Origin of the sequence: Endozoicomonas sp. NE40, from assembly GCF_040549045.1 — a bacterium.
Classification (GTDB): domain Bacteria; phylum Pseudomonadota; class Gammaproteobacteria; order Pseudomonadales; family Endozoicomonadaceae; genus Endozoicomonas_A; species Endozoicomonas_A lisbonensis.
Window position 1 is genome coordinate 156,623 of record NZ_JBEWTB010000002.1, and the last position, 16,585, is coordinate 173,207.

General features: G+C 51.9%; 16 protein-coding genes and 1 other RNA gene. 9 read left to right on the forward strand and 8 right to left on the reverse strand.

Annotated features, from left to right (window positions below; genetic code table 11):
* Nucleotides 1–125 precede the first annotated feature (125 nt).
* The 8 genes from fliN (at nt 126) to V5J35_RS01805 (ending at nt 7,165) form a co-directional block, all read left to right on the forward strand.
* Nucleotides 126–485 carry a flagellar motor switch protein FliN gene (fliN, locus tag V5J35_RS01770; RefSeq protein WP_354009621.1) on the forward strand — a complete coding sequence of 120 codons (360 nt, stop codon included), beginning with the start codon at nt 126–128 and terminating at the stop codon, nt 483–485.
* Nucleotides 486–490: 5 nt separating this feature from the next.
* Nucleotides 491–919: a flagellar biosynthetic protein FliO gene (gene fliO, locus V5J35_RS01775; RefSeq protein ID WP_354009622.1), complete on the forward strand. Its 429-nt coding sequence runs from the start codon at nt 491–493 to the stop codon at nt 917–919.
* A 110-nt stretch (nt 920–1,029) separates the two neighbouring features.
* The gene (gene fliP, locus V5J35_RS01780) at nt 1,030–1,779 is read left to right on the forward strand and encodes a flagellar type III secretion system pore protein FliP (protein WP_354009623.1); all 750 of its coding nucleotides are present in this window, start codon (nt 1,030–1,032) and stop codon (nt 1,777–1,779) included.
* Between the two features lie 47 nt (nt 1,780–1,826).
* Nucleotides 1,827–2,096 carry a flagellar biosynthesis protein FliQ gene (gene fliQ / locus V5J35_RS01785; RefSeq protein ID WP_354009624.1) on the forward strand — a complete coding sequence of 90 codons (270 nt, stop codon included), beginning with the start codon at nt 1,827–1,829 and terminating at the stop codon, nt 2,094–2,096.
* A gap of 3 nt (nt 2,097–2,099) precedes the next feature.
* On the forward strand, nt 2,100–2,864 hold the full coding sequence (gene fliR / locus V5J35_RS01790) for a flagellar biosynthetic protein FliR (protein WP_354009625.1): 765 nt from the start codon (nt 2,100–2,102) through the stop codon (nt 2,862–2,864).
* The gene (flhB, locus tag V5J35_RS01795; protein WP_354009626.1) at nt 2,864–4,021 is read left to right on the forward strand and encodes a flagellar biosynthesis protein FlhB; all 1,158 of its coding nucleotides are present in this window, start codon (nt 2,864–2,866) and stop codon (nt 4,019–4,021) included. The genes fliR and flhB overlap by 1 nt, the downstream gene beginning before the upstream one ends.
* Before the next feature lie 13 nt (nt 4,022–4,034).
* Nucleotides 4,035–6,143, forward strand: coding sequence for a flagellar biosynthesis protein FlhA (gene flhA, locus V5J35_RS01800; protein WP_354009627.1), 2,109 nt, complete (start codon nt 4,035–4,037; stop codon nt 6,141–6,143).
* A 170-nt stretch (nt 6,144–6,313) separates the two neighbouring features.
* Nucleotides 6,314–7,165: a FliM/FliN family flagellar motor switch protein gene (locus V5J35_RS01805; RefSeq protein ID WP_354009628.1), complete on the forward strand. Its 852-nt coding sequence runs from the start codon at nt 6,314–6,316 to the stop codon at nt 7,163–7,165.
* A 151-nt stretch (nt 7,166–7,316) separates the two neighbouring features.
* Here V5J35_RS01805 and recR read toward each other — a convergent pair whose 3' ends face one another.
* The 6 genes from recR to V5J35_RS01835 all read right to left on the reverse strand — a co-directional run bounded on the left by recR (nt 7,317) and on the right by V5J35_RS01835 (nt 12,826).
* Nucleotides 7,317–7,916 (reverse strand): recombination mediator RecR, encoded by a 600-nt coding sequence (gene recR, locus V5J35_RS01810; RefSeq protein ID WP_354009629.1) that lies wholly within the window; start codon nt 7,914–7,916, stop codon nt 7,317–7,319.
* 18 nt (nt 7,917–7,934) lie between these two features.
* A complete protein-coding gene (locus V5J35_RS01815) occupies nt 7,935–8,261 on the reverse strand; it encodes a YbaB/EbfC family nucleoid-associated protein (RefSeq protein WP_262567309.1) in 327 nt (108 codons plus the stop codon).
* Nucleotides 8,262–8,322: 61 nt separating this feature from the next.
* Entirely contained in the window at nt 8,323–10,491 is a 2,169-nt protein-coding gene (gene dnaX, locus V5J35_RS01820) for a DNA polymerase III subunit gamma/tau (RefSeq protein WP_354009630.1), read from the reverse strand.
* A gap of 204 nt (nt 10,492–10,695) precedes the next feature.
* An RNA gene (gene ffs / locus V5J35_RS01825) (signal recognition particle sRNA small type) lies at nt 10,696–10,792 on the reverse strand.
* Nucleotides 10,793–10,940: 148 nt separating this feature from the next.
* Entirely contained in the window at nt 10,941–12,152 is a 1,212-nt protein-coding gene (gene pncB / locus V5J35_RS01830; RefSeq protein ID WP_354009631.1) for a nicotinate phosphoribosyltransferase, read from the reverse strand.
* 5 nt (nt 12,153–12,157) lie between these two features.
* The gene (locus tag V5J35_RS01835; RefSeq protein WP_354009632.1) at nt 12,158–12,826 is read right to left on the reverse strand and encodes an isochorismatase family protein; all 669 of its coding nucleotides are present in this window, start codon (nt 12,824–12,826) and stop codon (nt 12,158–12,160) included.
* Between the two features lie 144 nt (nt 12,827–12,970).
* Between V5J35_RS01835 and V5J35_RS01840 the strand changes: the two genes are divergently transcribed.
* Nucleotides 12,971–13,648 (forward strand): NUDIX hydrolase, encoded by a 678-nt coding sequence (locus V5J35_RS01840; protein WP_354009633.1) that lies wholly within the window; start codon nt 12,971–12,973, stop codon nt 13,646–13,648.
* On the opposite strand, the gene V5J35_RS01845 is transcribed toward V5J35_RS01840, so the two are convergent.
* Together V5J35_RS01845 and V5J35_RS01850 are read right to left on the reverse strand one after the other, a co-directional pair.
* Nucleotides 13,638–14,759: a hypothetical protein gene (locus V5J35_RS01845; protein WP_354009634.1), complete on the reverse strand. Its 1,122-nt coding sequence runs from the start codon at nt 14,757–14,759 to the stop codon at nt 13,638–13,640. The two genes, V5J35_RS01840 and V5J35_RS01845, sit on opposite strands and share 11 nt — an antisense overlap.
* A gap of 557 nt (nt 14,760–15,316) precedes the next feature.
* Nucleotides 15,317–16,567 (reverse strand): NupC/NupG family nucleoside CNT transporter, encoded by a 1,251-nt coding sequence (locus tag V5J35_RS01850; RefSeq protein WP_354009635.1) that lies wholly within the window; start codon nt 16,565–16,567, stop codon nt 15,317–15,319.
* Nucleotides 16,568–16,585 lie beyond the last annotated feature (18 nt).

The following is a 16,585-nucleotide window of genomic DNA, read 5'->3' on the forward strand; positions in this document are numbered from 1 at the left end:
CATTGCAATCAGAGAGTGCTGAGTCTTCATATCAAGTCAAATCACTCTCTACCGTACTGACTCTTTACCGTTGCGACTCTTTATTGTTAAAGAAGAGAGCAACAGCAAAATATTTGGAGTGACTAATGTCCGCCATCATCAACGAACCAGAAGTAAACGACAACGTAGAAACAGAAGATGCCGTCCGGGAAAATGTCGACAACAAAGTGGACAACAAGCCTGCCGGACCAGATCTGAGCATGATTCTGGATATTCCGGTTCAACTCTCTCTGGAAGTCGGCAGCACCGAACAGACCGTTGAACAGATTCTGGCTCTGGCTCAGGGTTCCGTTATTGAGCTGAACCGCAAAGCTGGCGAACCTCTGGACGTCAAGGTCAACGGCACCCTGATTGCCCGTGGTGAAGTGGTTGAATCCCAGGGCAAGTATGGCATTCGTATTATCGACATTGCAGGCGGCAATGATCGTCTTAACTCACTGCTGTAATGCCAATGATCAGACCATGCCATCCTTTCAGGCTGATACCCCTCCTGCTGCTGACTCCCACAGTCGCTATGGCGGACACATCCCTGAACAGCCAGCTGACTCACAGCATCCTGCTAACGACAGGCATGCTGATGGTTGTTATAGCCTGCTTTCTCGGACTGGCATGGCTGACCAGAAGACTTCAGGCTAGCCACACCGGGCAGCAGCGATCCCTGAAGATTGTAGAATCGATCCCCGTTGGGCGAAATGAGAAAATCTGCATTATCAAAGCCGGTTCAAACTACCAGGTAGTAGGAGTCACCGCCCACCAGATCACCCTGCTGGACACTCTGGATCAGGTTGAAACTGAACAACCTGCCAACCACAAAAACCAGGCCTGGAACTGGGCTCAGTCGCTTTTGCAGAAACAGCCTTTACAGAGCAATTCTCAATAATGTCCTGCGAGATGACCAATCAGGCCAATCTGTCTATGTTCAAAACCGTACGCTTTAAACCAGCCTGTCGCGATAACACTTTCTTAAAGAAACAAGTGTGTAAGAAGCAAGTGCGTAAACAACAAACACCTTTGGCAATAACGGTTGTCGCTCTGACCCTGTGTCTGCTGCCTGCAATCAGCTTCGCTGCACCCGACATTCCACTGCTGACCATGACCGACAGTGGCGATGCCCGGGAATACAGCACGACTCTGCAAATCCTGCTGTTACTAAGCGCCCTGTCATTCCTGCCCGCACTGCTACTGGTTCTGACCAGCTTTACACGAATCATTGTCGTATTTTCACTGTTACGACAGGCAATCGGCCTGCAGCAGTCACCCCCGAACCCGGTATTGATCGGTCTTGCCCTGTTCCTGACCCTGTTTATCATGCAGCCGGTATTTAACAGCACATGGCAACAGGCCGTGGAACCCTGGATGGCAGAAGAGCTGACATTCAATGAAGCCGTTACAGAAGCCTCTATCCCCTTCAAACGCTTTATGCTGGAGCAGACCCATGCACCGGCCCTGCAACAGATGTCCGATATTTCAGGAGAAGCTCTGGCAGACAACGCAGACGACATGCCCTTAAGCGTTCTGGTACCCGCCTTTGTAATCAGCGAACTGAAAACTGCTTTCCAGATCGGCTTTATGCTGTTCATACCCTTTCTGGTGATCGACCTGGTCGTCGCCAGCGTTCTGATGGCCATGGGTATGATGATGCTGTCACCACTGGTGGTGTCCCTGCCCTTTAAGATCATGCTGTTTGTACTGATCGACGGCTGGACTCTGATTGTCGGCACCCTGGCCGCCAGCTTTTAACGACCAGCCTGTAATGAAACGTCACCAGACGTACGACGGAGAACTCTATGACACCGGAAATCGCTCTCGACCTGTTTCGTCAGGCGCAATTCCTGATCGTAATGATGGTCGTCGTCATTATCGGGCCGGGACTGCTGGTCGGACTGCTGGTTGCCGTTTTTCAGGCAGCCACACAGATCAACGAACAAACCCTGAGCTTCCTGCCCCGACTGCTCACCACGCTTCTGACCATTGTATTCGCCGGTCCGTGGCTGTTGCAGCAGATTATGGACCTGGCCACCTCGATCATTACCAACATACCTGTGAATATCGGGTGATACGTGCTCAGTAGTGCAGAACTCACCAGCTGGATTGGCCAGCTGCTATGGCCCATGTTCCGGATCACCAGCGCCCTCTGGCTACTGCCCATTTTTGGCGGCCGGGGCGTACCGCGCCACAGTCGTCTGGCACTGGCGGGAGCCCTGGCGTTTCTAATCGCCCCCCAGCTGCACAGCCTGCCCCAGGTTGACCCTTTGTCTCCTTTGGGCATGATGATCACTGTCGAGCAGATCATTATCGGATTAAGCTTTGCCTTTATCATCAAGCTGCTGTTTACGGTTTTCACTCTGGCCGGGCAGATGATGTCAATGCAGATGGGTCTTGCCATGGCCGTGATGAACGACCCATCCAGCGGGTCCACACCTCTGCTGGGAACCTGGCTACAGACCCTGACCTTCCTGCTGTTTCTCGCTATAGACGGGCATCTGGTGCTGTTTACCGTTTTACTGGAAAGCTTTGACACCCTGCCCATTGGTGGCGGACTCTTCGCCAGCGATTATCTCGATATCACCCTGATGGGCAGCTGGCTGTTCAGCGGTGCCTTTCTGATGGCGATGCCATCTATTTTCAGCATGCTACTGGTCAACCTCTGCTTTGGCGTCATGAGCCGGGCAGCATCACAGCTGAACATCTTCGCACTGGGTTTCCCCATGACCATGATGTTCGGCATGATCACCCTGCTTCTGGTATTGATTAACATTCCCTCAGTGTTTACTGAAATGACTGAACTGGCTCTGACTGCGCTGCGCAGTTACCTGCAGAACTGATGAGTGAAACGGATCAGGAAAAAACCGAAGACCCCACCCCCCGGCGATTAGAGAAAAGCCGGGAAAAAGGCCAGGTTCCCCGGTCCCGGGAGCTCAGCACTGCACTGATATTTCTGGTGGCCAGCGTCGTCCTGCGCTTTATGGCCGCGCCACTGGGCAACCAGATTGGAACGGTACTCTATAGCAGCTTTGCACTGGACCGGTCATCCATTTTTGACAACACGGCGATGGCCCGACAACTCCAGCTCGCATTAACCAGTGTGGCACCAATGGCCGCCTTCACACTGAGCATTATCGCACTGGCAGGCGCACTCGGGCAGATCATGCTGGGCGGGGTACTGTTCAACGGCGACTCCCTGATGCCCAAGCTGAACCGCCTGAGCCCGACACAATGGATAAAGAAAGTATTCTCGAAGCGCGGCCTTGTTGAACTGGTCAAGTCGATCCTGAAAATCCTGCTGATTATCAGTTGCCTGATCTGGCTGCTCTGGAACAACTATCCACTGCTGTTAAACCTGTCTCGTCTGTCGTTTTATGCCGCTGTTGAAGTGGGACTGACCACCCTGGCCAATGCTCTGTTTGCCTACGCCCTGTGCGTGGTGTTAATCAGCGCGATCGACGCACCGTTCCAGCTGTATGACCACAAAGAGCGGTTAAAAATGACTAAACAGGAAGTCAAGGACGAACACAAAGACATCGAAGGTCGCCCGGAAATCAAGCAGAAAGTACGACAGCTGCAGCGGGAAATGGCAAACCAGCGGATGATGCAGAGAGTCCCTGAAGCTGACGTTATTATCGTCAACCCAACCCACTATTCAGTCGCCCTTAAATACGACCAGGGGCGCGCCAGCGCACCCTTTGTACTCGCCAAGGGTGTCGATGAAATCGCCCTGAAGATGCGCGAAGTGGCTAACCATCATGAAATACAGCTGGTTGAAGCACCACTGCTGACCCGAGCCATTTATTACTCAACCCAGATCGATCAGGAAATACCTGACGATCTGTATCTGGCAGTTGCCCAGGTACTGGCCTATGTCCACCAGTTAAGACAGTTCCGTCAAGGTGCCGCCAGCACCGCACCGGTCATGGCAAACCTGGATATACCCGATTCTTATCAGGCAAACGGTAAACGCAAACCAGCCCACGCAAGGAGCTGATAACGGAGTCTCTATGAACACCCTTTCCGCAAAAAAAATATTGCCATCCGGCAACCATATGGGGGCTCCCCTGCTCTTGCTAGCACTGCTGGCCATGGTCACTCTGCAGATTCCCCCGTTACTGCTAGATGCCCTTTTTACGTTTAATATCGCCCTGGCTCTGGTCGTGCTGATGGTAGCTGTCTACACCCTCAGACCTCTGGATTTCAGGGTTTTTCCGACCATTCTGCTGATTGCCACCCTGATGAGGCTGGCTCTGAACGTTGCCTCGACCCGCATCGTACTGCTCAATGGTCACAATGGCGGTGCCGCTGCCGGTAAGGTGATTGAAGCCTTTGGTAATGTGGTGATTGGCGGTGATTATGTAGTCGGACTGGTGGTCTTTACCATTTTGATGATCATCAACTTTGTCGTGGTCACCAAAGGTGGTGGTCGCATATCCGAAGTGACTGCCCGCTTTACTCTGGATGCCATGCCCGGCAAACAGATGGCCATTGACGCTGACCTGAACAGCGGCCTGATTACTCAGGATGAAGCCCGAACGCGTCGTGAAGAAGTACGACAGGAGGCAGACTTCTACGGCTCAATGGATGGTGCCAGTAAATTTGTTCGCGGCGACGCCATTGCCGGCCTGTTAATTTTGTTCATCAACATTATCGGTGGTATCGCGATTGGTGTACTGCAACACGACCTCAGCTTTGGCCTGGCGTTTCAGACTTACTCCCTGCTGACCATTGGTGACGGTCTGGTTGCCCAGATCCCGTCCCTGCTGCTGTCTACCACAGCGGCCATCATGGTGACACGGGTCAGCGACTCTGAAGACATGGGTGAACAGCTCACCCGCCAGATGTTTGGCTCCAACAGGGCGCTTGCGGTGGCTGCTGGCGTACTGATTGTTATGGGTATCGTTCCCGGCATGCCACACTTTGCCTTCCTGAGCCTGGGCTTTGCAGCAGCTCTGGCTGCCTGGATGATGTCGCGTAACAAGAAAACATCAGAAGTCGTCGAACAGGTGACCAATGACCTGAAAGAAAACATCAACCCGCAACAGCCTGAAAAACGCGAACTGAGCTGGGAAGATGTACCCGTCGTACATACCATCAGCCTTGAGCTAGGCTACCGGCTGGTAGGGCTGGTTGATGAAAAGCGTGGTGGTGAACTGCTGGACCGAATCAAGGGCATTCGCAAAAACCTGTCGGCCATCAGCGGCTTCCTGATTCCTTCCGTTCATGTACGTGACAACCTGCAGCTGCAGGCGACTGGTTACCGCATCAACCTCAAGGGGGTAGGTATTTCGGAAGCAACCGTTCAGGTAAACAAACTGTTAGCGCTTAATCCGGGCGAGGTGTATGGCGAGATCGAAGGCAGCAAAACCACCGATCCGGCCTATGGCCTGCCCGCCGTATGGATTGATGAAGAACAGCGGGATAACGCCCTGGCACTGGGCTATACCGTGGTTGACTCGTCTACTGTCATTGCGACTCATATCAGCAAAATCATGGAAGACCACTCCCACGAACTGCTGGGTTACGAAGAAACACAACAGCTGATTGATAACCTGAAAAAAATTGCGCCCAAACTGTGCGATGAGCTGACCCCTGCAAAGCTTAGCGTCAACACCATACAACAGGTATTCCAGCACCTGCTGCAGGACAGTATCCCTCTGACTGACGTTCGCACCATTGGCGGTACACTCCTTGACGCCAGCAATCGCCACACTCACCCGATCGCTCTGGCACAAGAGGTTCGTGTCGCCCTGCGCCGAACGATACTTGACAACCTGGTGGGCATGGAGAGCCTTATTCCTGTTGCCACACTGGCCCAGCCACTGGAGCAACTGCTGCTACAGGCTTTTCAGAAGACACAGCAACAGGGAGGCGGACAGTTTGCGCCGGACGCAATTCCCCTGGAACCCAATGTGACCGAACAACTTCAGAAACACATGCCTGAAGTCACACAGACCATGCAGAACACCGGAAAAACACCGATTCTTCTGGTAGCACCGCAACTGCGCCCGCTGCTGGCACGATTTGCACGACTCTGCTCGCCTGAACTGGCGGTTCTGTCCTACAACGAAATACCAGACAACCGGCAGATTGTTGTAGATATAAACCTGGGTTGAAACAACATAAACGAATGAGTCATTTTTTCATCGTCCAACGGTGATAGTGAATATTTACCGTAAAAAAGCACTGAATTATCTGTTTAAAGATTGTTCAGTGCTTTTTTTTTGAACAGCTGTCCGTTATTTTAAGCAGCCACCCTGACGACTGACGGACGACCTATAACACAGTGACCGATGTAAAGCCCTTCGACCTGCGCCATGCCGGTAATGAAATCCACCTTGTCTCTTCAGTGCTGCGTAAAATTGCTGAGCAGGCTGGCCAACGATTTCAAAATCATGTCAGCCACCTTCTGAACTGCGACGCAACCATTACCACGGAAGTCACCCTTGAGCATGACTTACTGCACGCCAATGCCGACGCCAGATACTTTCGCAACTGGATCATCGTTGACAACGACATCAATGACCTGTCTGTTGCACGGGTCAGTCGTTCTCTGGCCAGCGCATTCACCGACATGACCTGCGGCGGCACCGGTACCAGTATTACCAGGGCCGGTGAAGACCGCCCCCTCACCAGCGAAGGCAGAGTCCTGACCATGATGGTTAAGCACTTGCTGGATGAACTGGCCTTTGCCTACAGCGCTCTCGCCCCCACCACCCTGAGACTGACCAGCAACAAAGAAACGACAGAAGCAGAACACCAGCAAACCTATAAGCCCGCCTTTCTCTCCTGCATGAATTTCCATCTTCAGGCAGGAAAAGCCCGTGGAACCCTGTCGATCCTTTACCCCACCAGCCAGTTCAGTTCAGACGCTTATTTCAGCGATGGCCACTCCAACCATGACCGCCTGAGTGCTCTGAAGCAACGGATGCTTGATATAAAACTACCGGTGTCGGCTATCCTGACCAACCAGAAAACGAGCCTTGCAGATATGCTTGAACTGAAAGCCGGAGATATTATCCCACTTGAGGACATTACAGACGCCGGGATTTTTATTGGCAACAAGCGCCTGGGAACAGCCAGCGTGCTCACTGACGGCCAGAATATTCTGGCCCATATTTCGAGCATAACCCGCTGACCTCGCCCTGTCAGACAAGCCAGACAACAGGAGATAAGCAGAACTGTATTATCAGGATGGAAAACGACCGAAGGGATTGGGAAAAGACTTTTTAAAAGCAGTAATGGCTTTCAACAGTATCTGTGAAAGCCGTTACCTTTCAGACAGCCACTCAGGTCAGCAACTTACGGCGACCTGCCAGCGCGTGGGCCAGAGTACCACCATCGACATACTCCAGCTCCCCACCCAGTGGGACGCCGTGAGCAATACGGGTAGCCTCGACGTCTCTGCGTTTCAGCTCTTCAGCAATATAATGGGCCGTAGCCTCACCTTCCACAGTAGGGTTCGTCGCAAGAATCACTTCGGTTACCTGATTCTTTTCCACCAGCTGCATCAGGTCAGTCACCCCGATATCACCAGGACCTATGCCATCAATAGGCGACAAGTGTCCCATTAGCACGAAGTATCGCCCCCGGTAACCACCTGCCTGCTCGAAAGCCATGACATCAGAAGGGTTTTCAACCACGCAGAGCGTTGTCGACTCCCGCCCCCCATGAGCACAAATTTCACACAGATGATCTTCGCAGAGGGTTCGGCAGTCCCGACAGCGACCAACACCTTCAGCTGCTTCCTGCAAGGCTTTAGCCAGCCGCAGAGCGCCTTCCCGGTCCCGCTCCAGCAGGTGCAGGGCCATCCGCTGGGAAGAACGGGGACCAACCCCGGGCAGACAACGCAGGCTTTCCATCAATTCCCTGATAAGAGGACTGAACATAAGTGACCTGTCTCTCGATTAAAATGGCATCTTGAAGCCATCAGGCAGATTCATGCCTGCTGTCAGGCCGGACATTTTTTCCTTGTTATTGCTCTCAACCTTGCGAACAGCGTCGTTTACCGCCGCAGCCAGCAGGTCTTCCAGCATTTCCTTGTCTTCTTCCATCAGGCTCGGATCAATTTCGACACGCTTAACATCGTGGCGTCCTGTCATAGTGACCTTTACCATACCGGCACCGGATTCACCCTGAACTTCCGCATTCGCAAGCTCTTCCTGAACCCGCTGCATATCTTCCTGCATTTTCTGGGCCTGCTTCATCAGATTGCCCATACCACCCTTGAACATAGTGACTCCTTATTAGGTTCGTGTGATTAAATACAATCGCCCGTCGACCAGCAACTAACCGCTACTTTATGACATTACCGACGGGCTGAATGCTGTCGTCCAGAACAACAGCAGTGAATTGATCAACCAGTGACTGCACATTGGCATCACTGTATATACTGTCGCGGGCCTGCTGCAGACGCTCGGCAATTTTCCGTTCACGCCAGGCTGCTGGTGTTTCAGTCTGCACAACGCCCACCTCTACCTGCAGGCGCACCGGTTGCTGAAAATAGTCTGACAGTGCCTTTTCAATACGTTCACGATGGGTATCGTTGTAAAGCGTGCTGCGTCCTTCGTCCAGACGCAGATCTATACGTCCACTGCTGTGTGCAACGTATTCACAATGAGACCCAATCGTCCGGGTAACACCGCCCAGCGGCAGACTGCGATAAACCGGAATCCAGCTCAGGGCATCCAGATCGGTCAGACAGACCCGTTCGGAAGGGTCAGGCAATACCGGAGCCTCATCTGCCACCTGTGGCACAACCGCTGGCTCAGGCATGGGAAGATTCTGCAAATCCATGCTGGCTGCATAACTTTCATAGGTTGACATCGGCGGAGGCACATCGTCATCATCCCGGTCGTCCGGCTCTGCACCAGATGCGACAGCAGGCGTATAGTCAGCCTGAAAAACCGGATCTCCCGCCTGATCGTCATCTAACGGCGGCACCTCCTGCAAATAGTCCGGCTGCTCAGAAAAAGGTGGCTCCTGTCCTGTCAGAGATTCAACCTCCTGCTCCACCTCCGGAACAGATTGAGGTGCTGCCGGTGCAACCGGCTCAACGACCGCCATAGCGGGTGAAGGTGAAAAATCCTCTGGCAGAGGGTTCACTGCCATGGTCGGAGCCGGCTGAACAGATTCTGCGGCAAGAGCAGCTTCCTGCTGCGGCAGAACCGGCGGCATCGTTGCAGATTGCACCGGTTCAACAGCAGGCTCTGCAACAACAGACTCTTGGGCAATGGATTCAGTAACCGTTGATTCAGTAGCTATTGGTTCAGCAGCAAACGCAGGTCCGGGCTCAGGCTCCGCCGTTTCAGAGGACTCAGAAGCGGGTCCGCCAACATTAGCAGGAGAGCGCTCAGCACCTCCGGATTCAATCCGCACCGGCTCAGGCCGGAAGGCCAGCATACGCAGCAACGCCATCTCAAAGCCGCTTCTTGGCTCTGGCGCTAACGGCAGGTCACGCTTACCTACCAGACCAATCTGATAGTACAGCTGAACATCTTCTGCCCGCATATTACCCGCCAGCTGCAACACCTGCTCACGATCGCCCTGACTGTTATCCACCGCATCAGGAACTGCCTGGGCAATAGCCACCCGGTGCAGCACCGACAGCATATCATTCAGTACTGCCATATAATCCGGCGCATGCTCTGCCAGATCAGCAACTGCTTTAAGAACGCTTCCGGCATCTGCAGTCGACAGCGCCCGAACCATCTTCATGACCTGCCCCTGATCAATGGTACCCAGCATTGAGCTGACTTCACCTTCAGAAACCCGTCCGTTGCCGAAGGCAATAGCCTGATCCGTCAGACTCAGAGAATCCCGCATACTGCCATCGGCCGCACGCGCCAGCTGCCAGAGTGCCGAGGTTTCATAGGGGATATGTTCACTGCTGAGAACATTTTCCAGATGCCCGACAATGCGCTCCGGCGTCATATTTTTCAGACCGAACTGCAAACAGCGGGACAAAATCGTGATGGGCAGCTTCTGCGGGTCCGTGGTGGCCAGCAGGAACTTCACATGAGGAGGCGGCTCTTCCAGAGTTTTCAGCAACGCATTAAAACTGTGCGCCGACAACATATGTACCTCGTCAATCAGGTACACTTTGTAGCGTCCGCGAGTCGGGGCATACTGAACGTTATCGAGAAGCTCCCGGGTGTCTTCCACCTTGGTACGGGATGCCGCATCCACCTCAATCAGGTCAACGAAACGTCCGTCATCGATTTCACAACAGGCGGCGCACTGCCCGCAGGGCGTTGAGCTCACCCCTTCGTCACAGTTGAGACACTTTGCCAGAATTCGGGCAATGGTGGTTTTACCTACCCCGCGGGTACCGGTAAACAGATAAGCGTGGTGCAGACGATCCTGATCCAGTGCATTCACCAGAGCCTGCAGAACATGCGTCTGCCCAACCAGCTCCTTGAAAGAACGAGGTCGCCACTTGCGAGCAAGAACCTGATAGCTCATTGAAAAGCGTCAATACCCAGTAATAGAAATGTGTGAAACCTATGCTAACGAAGATGTCATAAGAATGCACTAGGAGCCTGATCAACATTCAGGGTGAATGCGTACAGAAGCATCAGCCATCGGACCGTATCAATAAAAAATAGCTTAATGTGAATCAGAGCGCCTGACAGGCAGAGAAAGGATCAATTCGAGATTGGAGGCAAACCCTGCCAGCCACACCCCGGCACATGATGTCACTGCTACCGTTGCTCCCTTCCGGGCCTGGCGGAGTTTACAGCTGATCATTGCGGGGGGACCGACAGGGTCCACCATAATGCAAGCTCCGGATCGGTTTGCCGTTTCAGCGAATCGCCCCGTCGTCTTGATGCTGCGCATTCTCCATATTTAACCCCTGCCCGTCAACCACCAGTTATAACTATTTTTATCGAAACTGCTGATTTTTCATAATCTTATGCTGACTTCCTGAGAAAGGAAGCCCTGAGCCTGGCAATAAACTCATCATCCTCACACATGATTTTACCCGGACTGTCTGACAGTTTGGCGACTGGCTGGCCATTCAGTTCCACCAGCTTGAGAACAATATTCGGCGCAGCCTGACCCATATCGTTAGTCAGGTAAGTGCCTATACCAAAGCTGACTTTCACCCGACCTGAAAAATGCCGGTACAGCATGACTGCCGTATCAAAATCCAGCTTGTCACTAAATACAAATGTCTTGTCACGGGCATCAATACCCAGGCTGACATAGTGCGCCAGAGCCTGCTCACCCCATGCAACAGGGTCACCGGAATCATGCCGGATACCGGCATAAGCGGTGGCAAGACGGTAGTCAAAGTCCTGCAGAAATGCCTTCATGCTGACGGTGTCCGTCAGGGCAACACCCAGCTGACCATCGTAATAATCCAGCCAGGTAAGCAGCGCGTCCTGCTGAAAGTCAGACAAACTGTTTCCCAGCGCCTGATGCGCCTGCAACCATTCGTGAGCCATAGTGCCGACAGGTTTCAGACCAAGGGTTCGGGCAAGGTGTAGATTACTGGTACCCGCAAATGCCGAGGGCAACTCTTTCTGCAGGGTTCTGACAACATGTTCATGCCACTGTCCGGAGAAACGGCGTCGGGTACCAAAGTCCACCAGGTTAAAATCAGCACGATCACCCAGGTCAGCTTTAAACCGTTGAATCTTAGTCTGCAGCCGCAGTTCTCCTGAGCGCTCAGGTTTACCACGAAAATGACGACGGCAATGAAGCTCGCTCACAATGGCCAGAATAAAGATTTCGAAGTGCGTAATCTCAGCCCAGTTGCCGGTAACAGTAATGTCCACATGCCCGCCGGACTCTGCAATATGAACCGTTTTCGGGTCAAGACGAAAACATCGCAGCCAGTTAACAAACTCCGACGTTATAAAAGGCAACTCCCCTAACCAGAACAGTTCCTCTTCGGTCAGAGACAGCTCAGCCAGTGAATCGATCTGGGTGCGCAGCTCTTTCAAATCCAGATCCAGCTGTCCCGAACGACAACGAAAGCTCATCTTGCCCCTGGCATTCGGGTAACAACTGAACATCACCTGCTGCATGGTGTACTTGTAGAGGTCAGTATCCAGCAGCGAGGTAATTATTGGTTTTACAGTCACCGGCTCGATAACACCGGCTGTGCAATCAGTCATCAAATTCAGGCTTCCATCAATTGCTGCGAACGAAAAACAAGCTCGTCCAGACTATTAATAAACTCTGCACCCGCCTCACGCATCTGCGTCATCGCCTGCTGCTCTGTCGCTTCGGAGAGACTTCGGGTTGCAGACAGGTTAACAACCACCCTGAACCCCGCCTGCAGCAGTTGCAGAACCGTCACTTTTACACAGAAGTCCAGGGCCAAACCTCCCACAAGCACAGTGCGGGTATTGCGGTCACGCAGAAATTCAATCACACCGGTACTTCGGGTATCGGCCAGATCGTGATAGCAGGCACCATAGGGGTGAAGGTCGGGCTCAATGCCTTTCCAGACAAAAAAATCATAATCCGTGACCGCTGGCAACCCCTCCAGCAACTCAAAACCATAGGTACCCGGTACCGCATGGAGATTCCAGTATCTGTCTGAGTTGGCATGATCGCTCAAAGGCGTCAGCTGCGGATTCTCGTTACTGGCCACCCAGATGGCTGACACAGGATGTGCATCTTTCGATCCAACCCGCCAGTGCGCCAACTCTGCCTGCGCATTCAGCGCATCGGCAATGGTATTCCCCTCTGGCACTGGCAATTCATCAGGACACAGTGGGGTAAAGCAGTTCTGGGCATCCACGTCGAAGGAGGCAATGATGTCAGAAGCGTCAATTTCAACCATGGATAACCTCAGGGTGACAAAATGAAAGTGGTTCACTAACATAGTGAACTTAGTTCACTATCCTGTCAAGCCGACACCTGTTCGGACGATTCAGGTAGAATAACGACGAATAACCGTTAATCTGTTGATACCAAAGGAATTTATATGAGCCTGAATACGGCACTCATTTCGGTCGATGTTGTTGCGTTCCGGCTATTCAATGGCAAACTGCATGTACTCGCCCAGAGGATACAGACAGACAGAAATGACTCACAATGGATGCTACCTGCCGGAAAAATTGATCCGGTAAAAGACCAGAGTGTGGACGATACCGCTTATCGTCAGCTTGAGCGCCTGACCAGTAAAAAGCCTGGCTATATGGAACAGGTAGTGACCCTGGGGGACAATCAGCGGGACTCGCGGGGATGGTCGTTGACCATTGTCTATTACGCACTGATCGACAGCAATGATGGTGAACAGCTGACCCCCGGAGCAAAGTGGCTGCCTGCAGACATTGAAACCCTGCAGGAACAACTGGCTTATGACCACAGTCGCCTGATCCAGCAGGCCCTTGACCGGTTAAGAAGCAAAATCCAGTATTCATCCCTGCCCGTCTATCTGTTACCCGACACCTTTACACTGTCAGAAATCCATGGTGTTTTTTCAGCGGTACTGGACAAAGCCCCTCCCATGCGTTCTATCCGAAACCGCTTCCTGCAAGGAGATTTGCTGATTGATACAGGAAAACTGAAAAGGGGCAGCAACCGGCCTGCTGCCCTGTATAAGGTTAACCAGAATTCAGAAACCTGGTTGTTTGACAGGCTGTATATTTCTACTCGCTGACAGGCCTCACATCGATCGAAAACCTGCTGCCATACTGCCGATTCAAGTTTTCAAGCCATGTCACAAGCTGATCGGCACTCACACCAGCTGGCATACGAGCACGAAAGGTCAGATCTTGTTGCCGGGTCAGAGAAGTCAAAGAGGATGCCACAAGGTCATATTCTCCAGTACACTGCAACATGCTGGCAACTTGTCGGAGATAGGTGATTTGCTCCCAGGTAACGGGAAGACTGCTCCATCTGAATGAAAATCTTATCTGATAGACACTGGAAAATGGTGTATATCCTAAAAACCATGTACTTGCGGGGGTACACATCGCCCCCGTCGTAACACAGCCAGCTCCCAGCCCATTAACACCCAGGCTAAATCCTGCATACGCTCCGCCTGAAGCAGCAAGCCCGACAAATGGAGCAATCCATCTCCCCCACTTCCAGCGAGGATTCGCACTGGAATCGAACACATATTTCCCCAGGCGACGCATTGGGCTGAAAGTATTTATTTGCTCGCCCTCCATACCCATCAGACTGACCATTAAACGGGTAAATTCTTCCACCCGGTTCCCAGGAACCCGAAAGACGGGTGACTCCTGCGATTCCTCCCCGGGAGAACCATCTTCCAGCCAGGCAGAGACATGAACATTGCCCGTAGACACCATCACTCCATGCAGAGACCTCAAAGCTTCAGGCTGCTTGTCTACAGATTCAGAACTGACCGTCTGCCTGACAATCTCTGCGGGACAGACATCAGTTTCTGATGATTCGGGAACAGCAGCCCCACTTTGATCGGAGCCCTGCAACCCTCCTCCCGGCCCCGCATCAGACAACGATTGATAAGTGTACCCGTTCATTTCGTACTCTTCAGGTGGTACAGCAGCCTGGACTTCACCACTTCGTCGCGAAAGGTAGTAGTTAAGAAAACCCCATAACCAGTTTGGACTGGCAGATTCATCTTCTACATCGTTAATCAAATCTACATAAATTCTGGCTTTTGTCTCTTTCGCCTGTATATAAAGCACATAGTTCTGAGCACCAGCTCTGGAGGCCATTAAACACACCAGAATAAACAGGAATAAATACTTATACATCACCATCTGGTCGCAGAATATTTCCACAACCACCCCTTAAGATAACAACTTAAAAACTTGTTACCAGCCCTCACAATCAACCATCGGATAATCAGGTTTTAACCGCTTTAGATACCACTGAGACTAAGCACACTGATCCCCCGATAACAAAGAAAGTAGATTAATTACTTAAACTGGCATTACTTGACAGAAGTTCTGTACTCTCAACAGGCCAAGACTTCGGAACAGACAAAATTGATGGCAGTTGTAGATTTACACTGCACACTCGCGCCAGAAATATCCAGACCAGCGCATCACAACTATTATGTTATTTAAAAACTTTATTGGTATAACAAGGATAAAAGATTAACTACATTTCACAGCCCGATCATATAAGCCAGAACAAACACGATTATTGATTGCCAAGCGCTTTTAAAATAGCTAAACCACCAAAAAAAGTTCTTTTTTATTTAGAATATTTCCGACTAGGGTCATTCTTAATTAGTTCAAACCAACAAACCCTGAATACAACTCGCTCATTAACTTTCACCACACACAAAAAAAGCCGCATAAAGCGGCTTTTTTGATGCAGGGCCAATCTCTTATTACAGGGCGAGAAAGAGTCCTGCAATCGTAGCACTCATCAGGTTAGACAGCGTACCAGCTGCCACAGCCTTCAGACCAAACCGGGCAATGTCAGTACGACGACTTGGTGCCATGGAACCCAGGCCACCCAACAGAATGGCAATAGAAGACAGGTTAGCGAAACCACACAGCGCAAAGGTCATGATCGCCTGAGTATGCTCAGAGAACACCTCAACACCTGCTGCCAGAGCCGCTTCCGGATCTACGTAAGTAGCAAAATTAGAAAACGCTACAAACTCGTTCAGAACAATTTTCTGGCCCAGGAAAGAACCAGCACTCAGAGCCTCAGACCAGGGTACACCAATAATGAATGCCAGAGGCGAGAAGAGGTAACCCAGAATCATTTCAACGGTCAGGTCTGGCTGGCCAACAAAGCCTCCAATCCAGCCCATAATGCCGTTAGTCATAGAGATCAGGGAGATGAAAGCCAGCAACATGGCACCAATCACCGCCGCCAGTTTCATACCGGAAGCCGCACCGCCCGCCGCTGCATCAAACAGGTTGGCTGGCTTTTCTTCATCGGAATCTTCCAGTGCTTCAGCGGAATCATGAGGCACTTCGGTTTCAGGCTTAATCATCTTCGCCATCAGCAGACCACCCGGTGCCGCCATGAAACTGGCTGCAATCAGGTACTGCAGATCGACACCCATGCTGGCAATACCCGCCATAACCGCACCAGCTACGGAAGCCAGGCCACCTACCATAACGGCAAACAGCTCAGACTGAGTCATCTTGGCGATGTAAGGGCGAACCAGCAGTGGTGCTTCAGTTTGACCGACAAAGATGTTACCTGCTGCAGACAGGGATTCTGTACGACTGGTTCCCAGCAGCTTCTGTAAGCCACCACCGATAACACCAATCACCTTCTGCATAACACCCAGGTGGTACAGAACCGCAACCAGAGCAGCCACAAAGATAATTACAGGCAGAACGTGGATAGCAAAGATAAAGCCAACCTTGAAGTTCGCCAGGTCACCAAAGACAAAACCAATACCATCGCTGGCGTAGTTCAATACGGCCTGCACACCGTTAGTCATGCCAGACAGGACATCCTGACCAAATGGGATATAAAGTACGAAAGCACCCAGAAATGCCTGTATGGCAAAGGCACCACCAACAGTACGAAGGTTAATCGCTTTACGGTTGTCGGAAAGCAGGTAAGCAATACCGAGTATCGCCACCATACCAACCAGGCTCATAAGAACTTGCATGGGGAAAAAACACCTTGA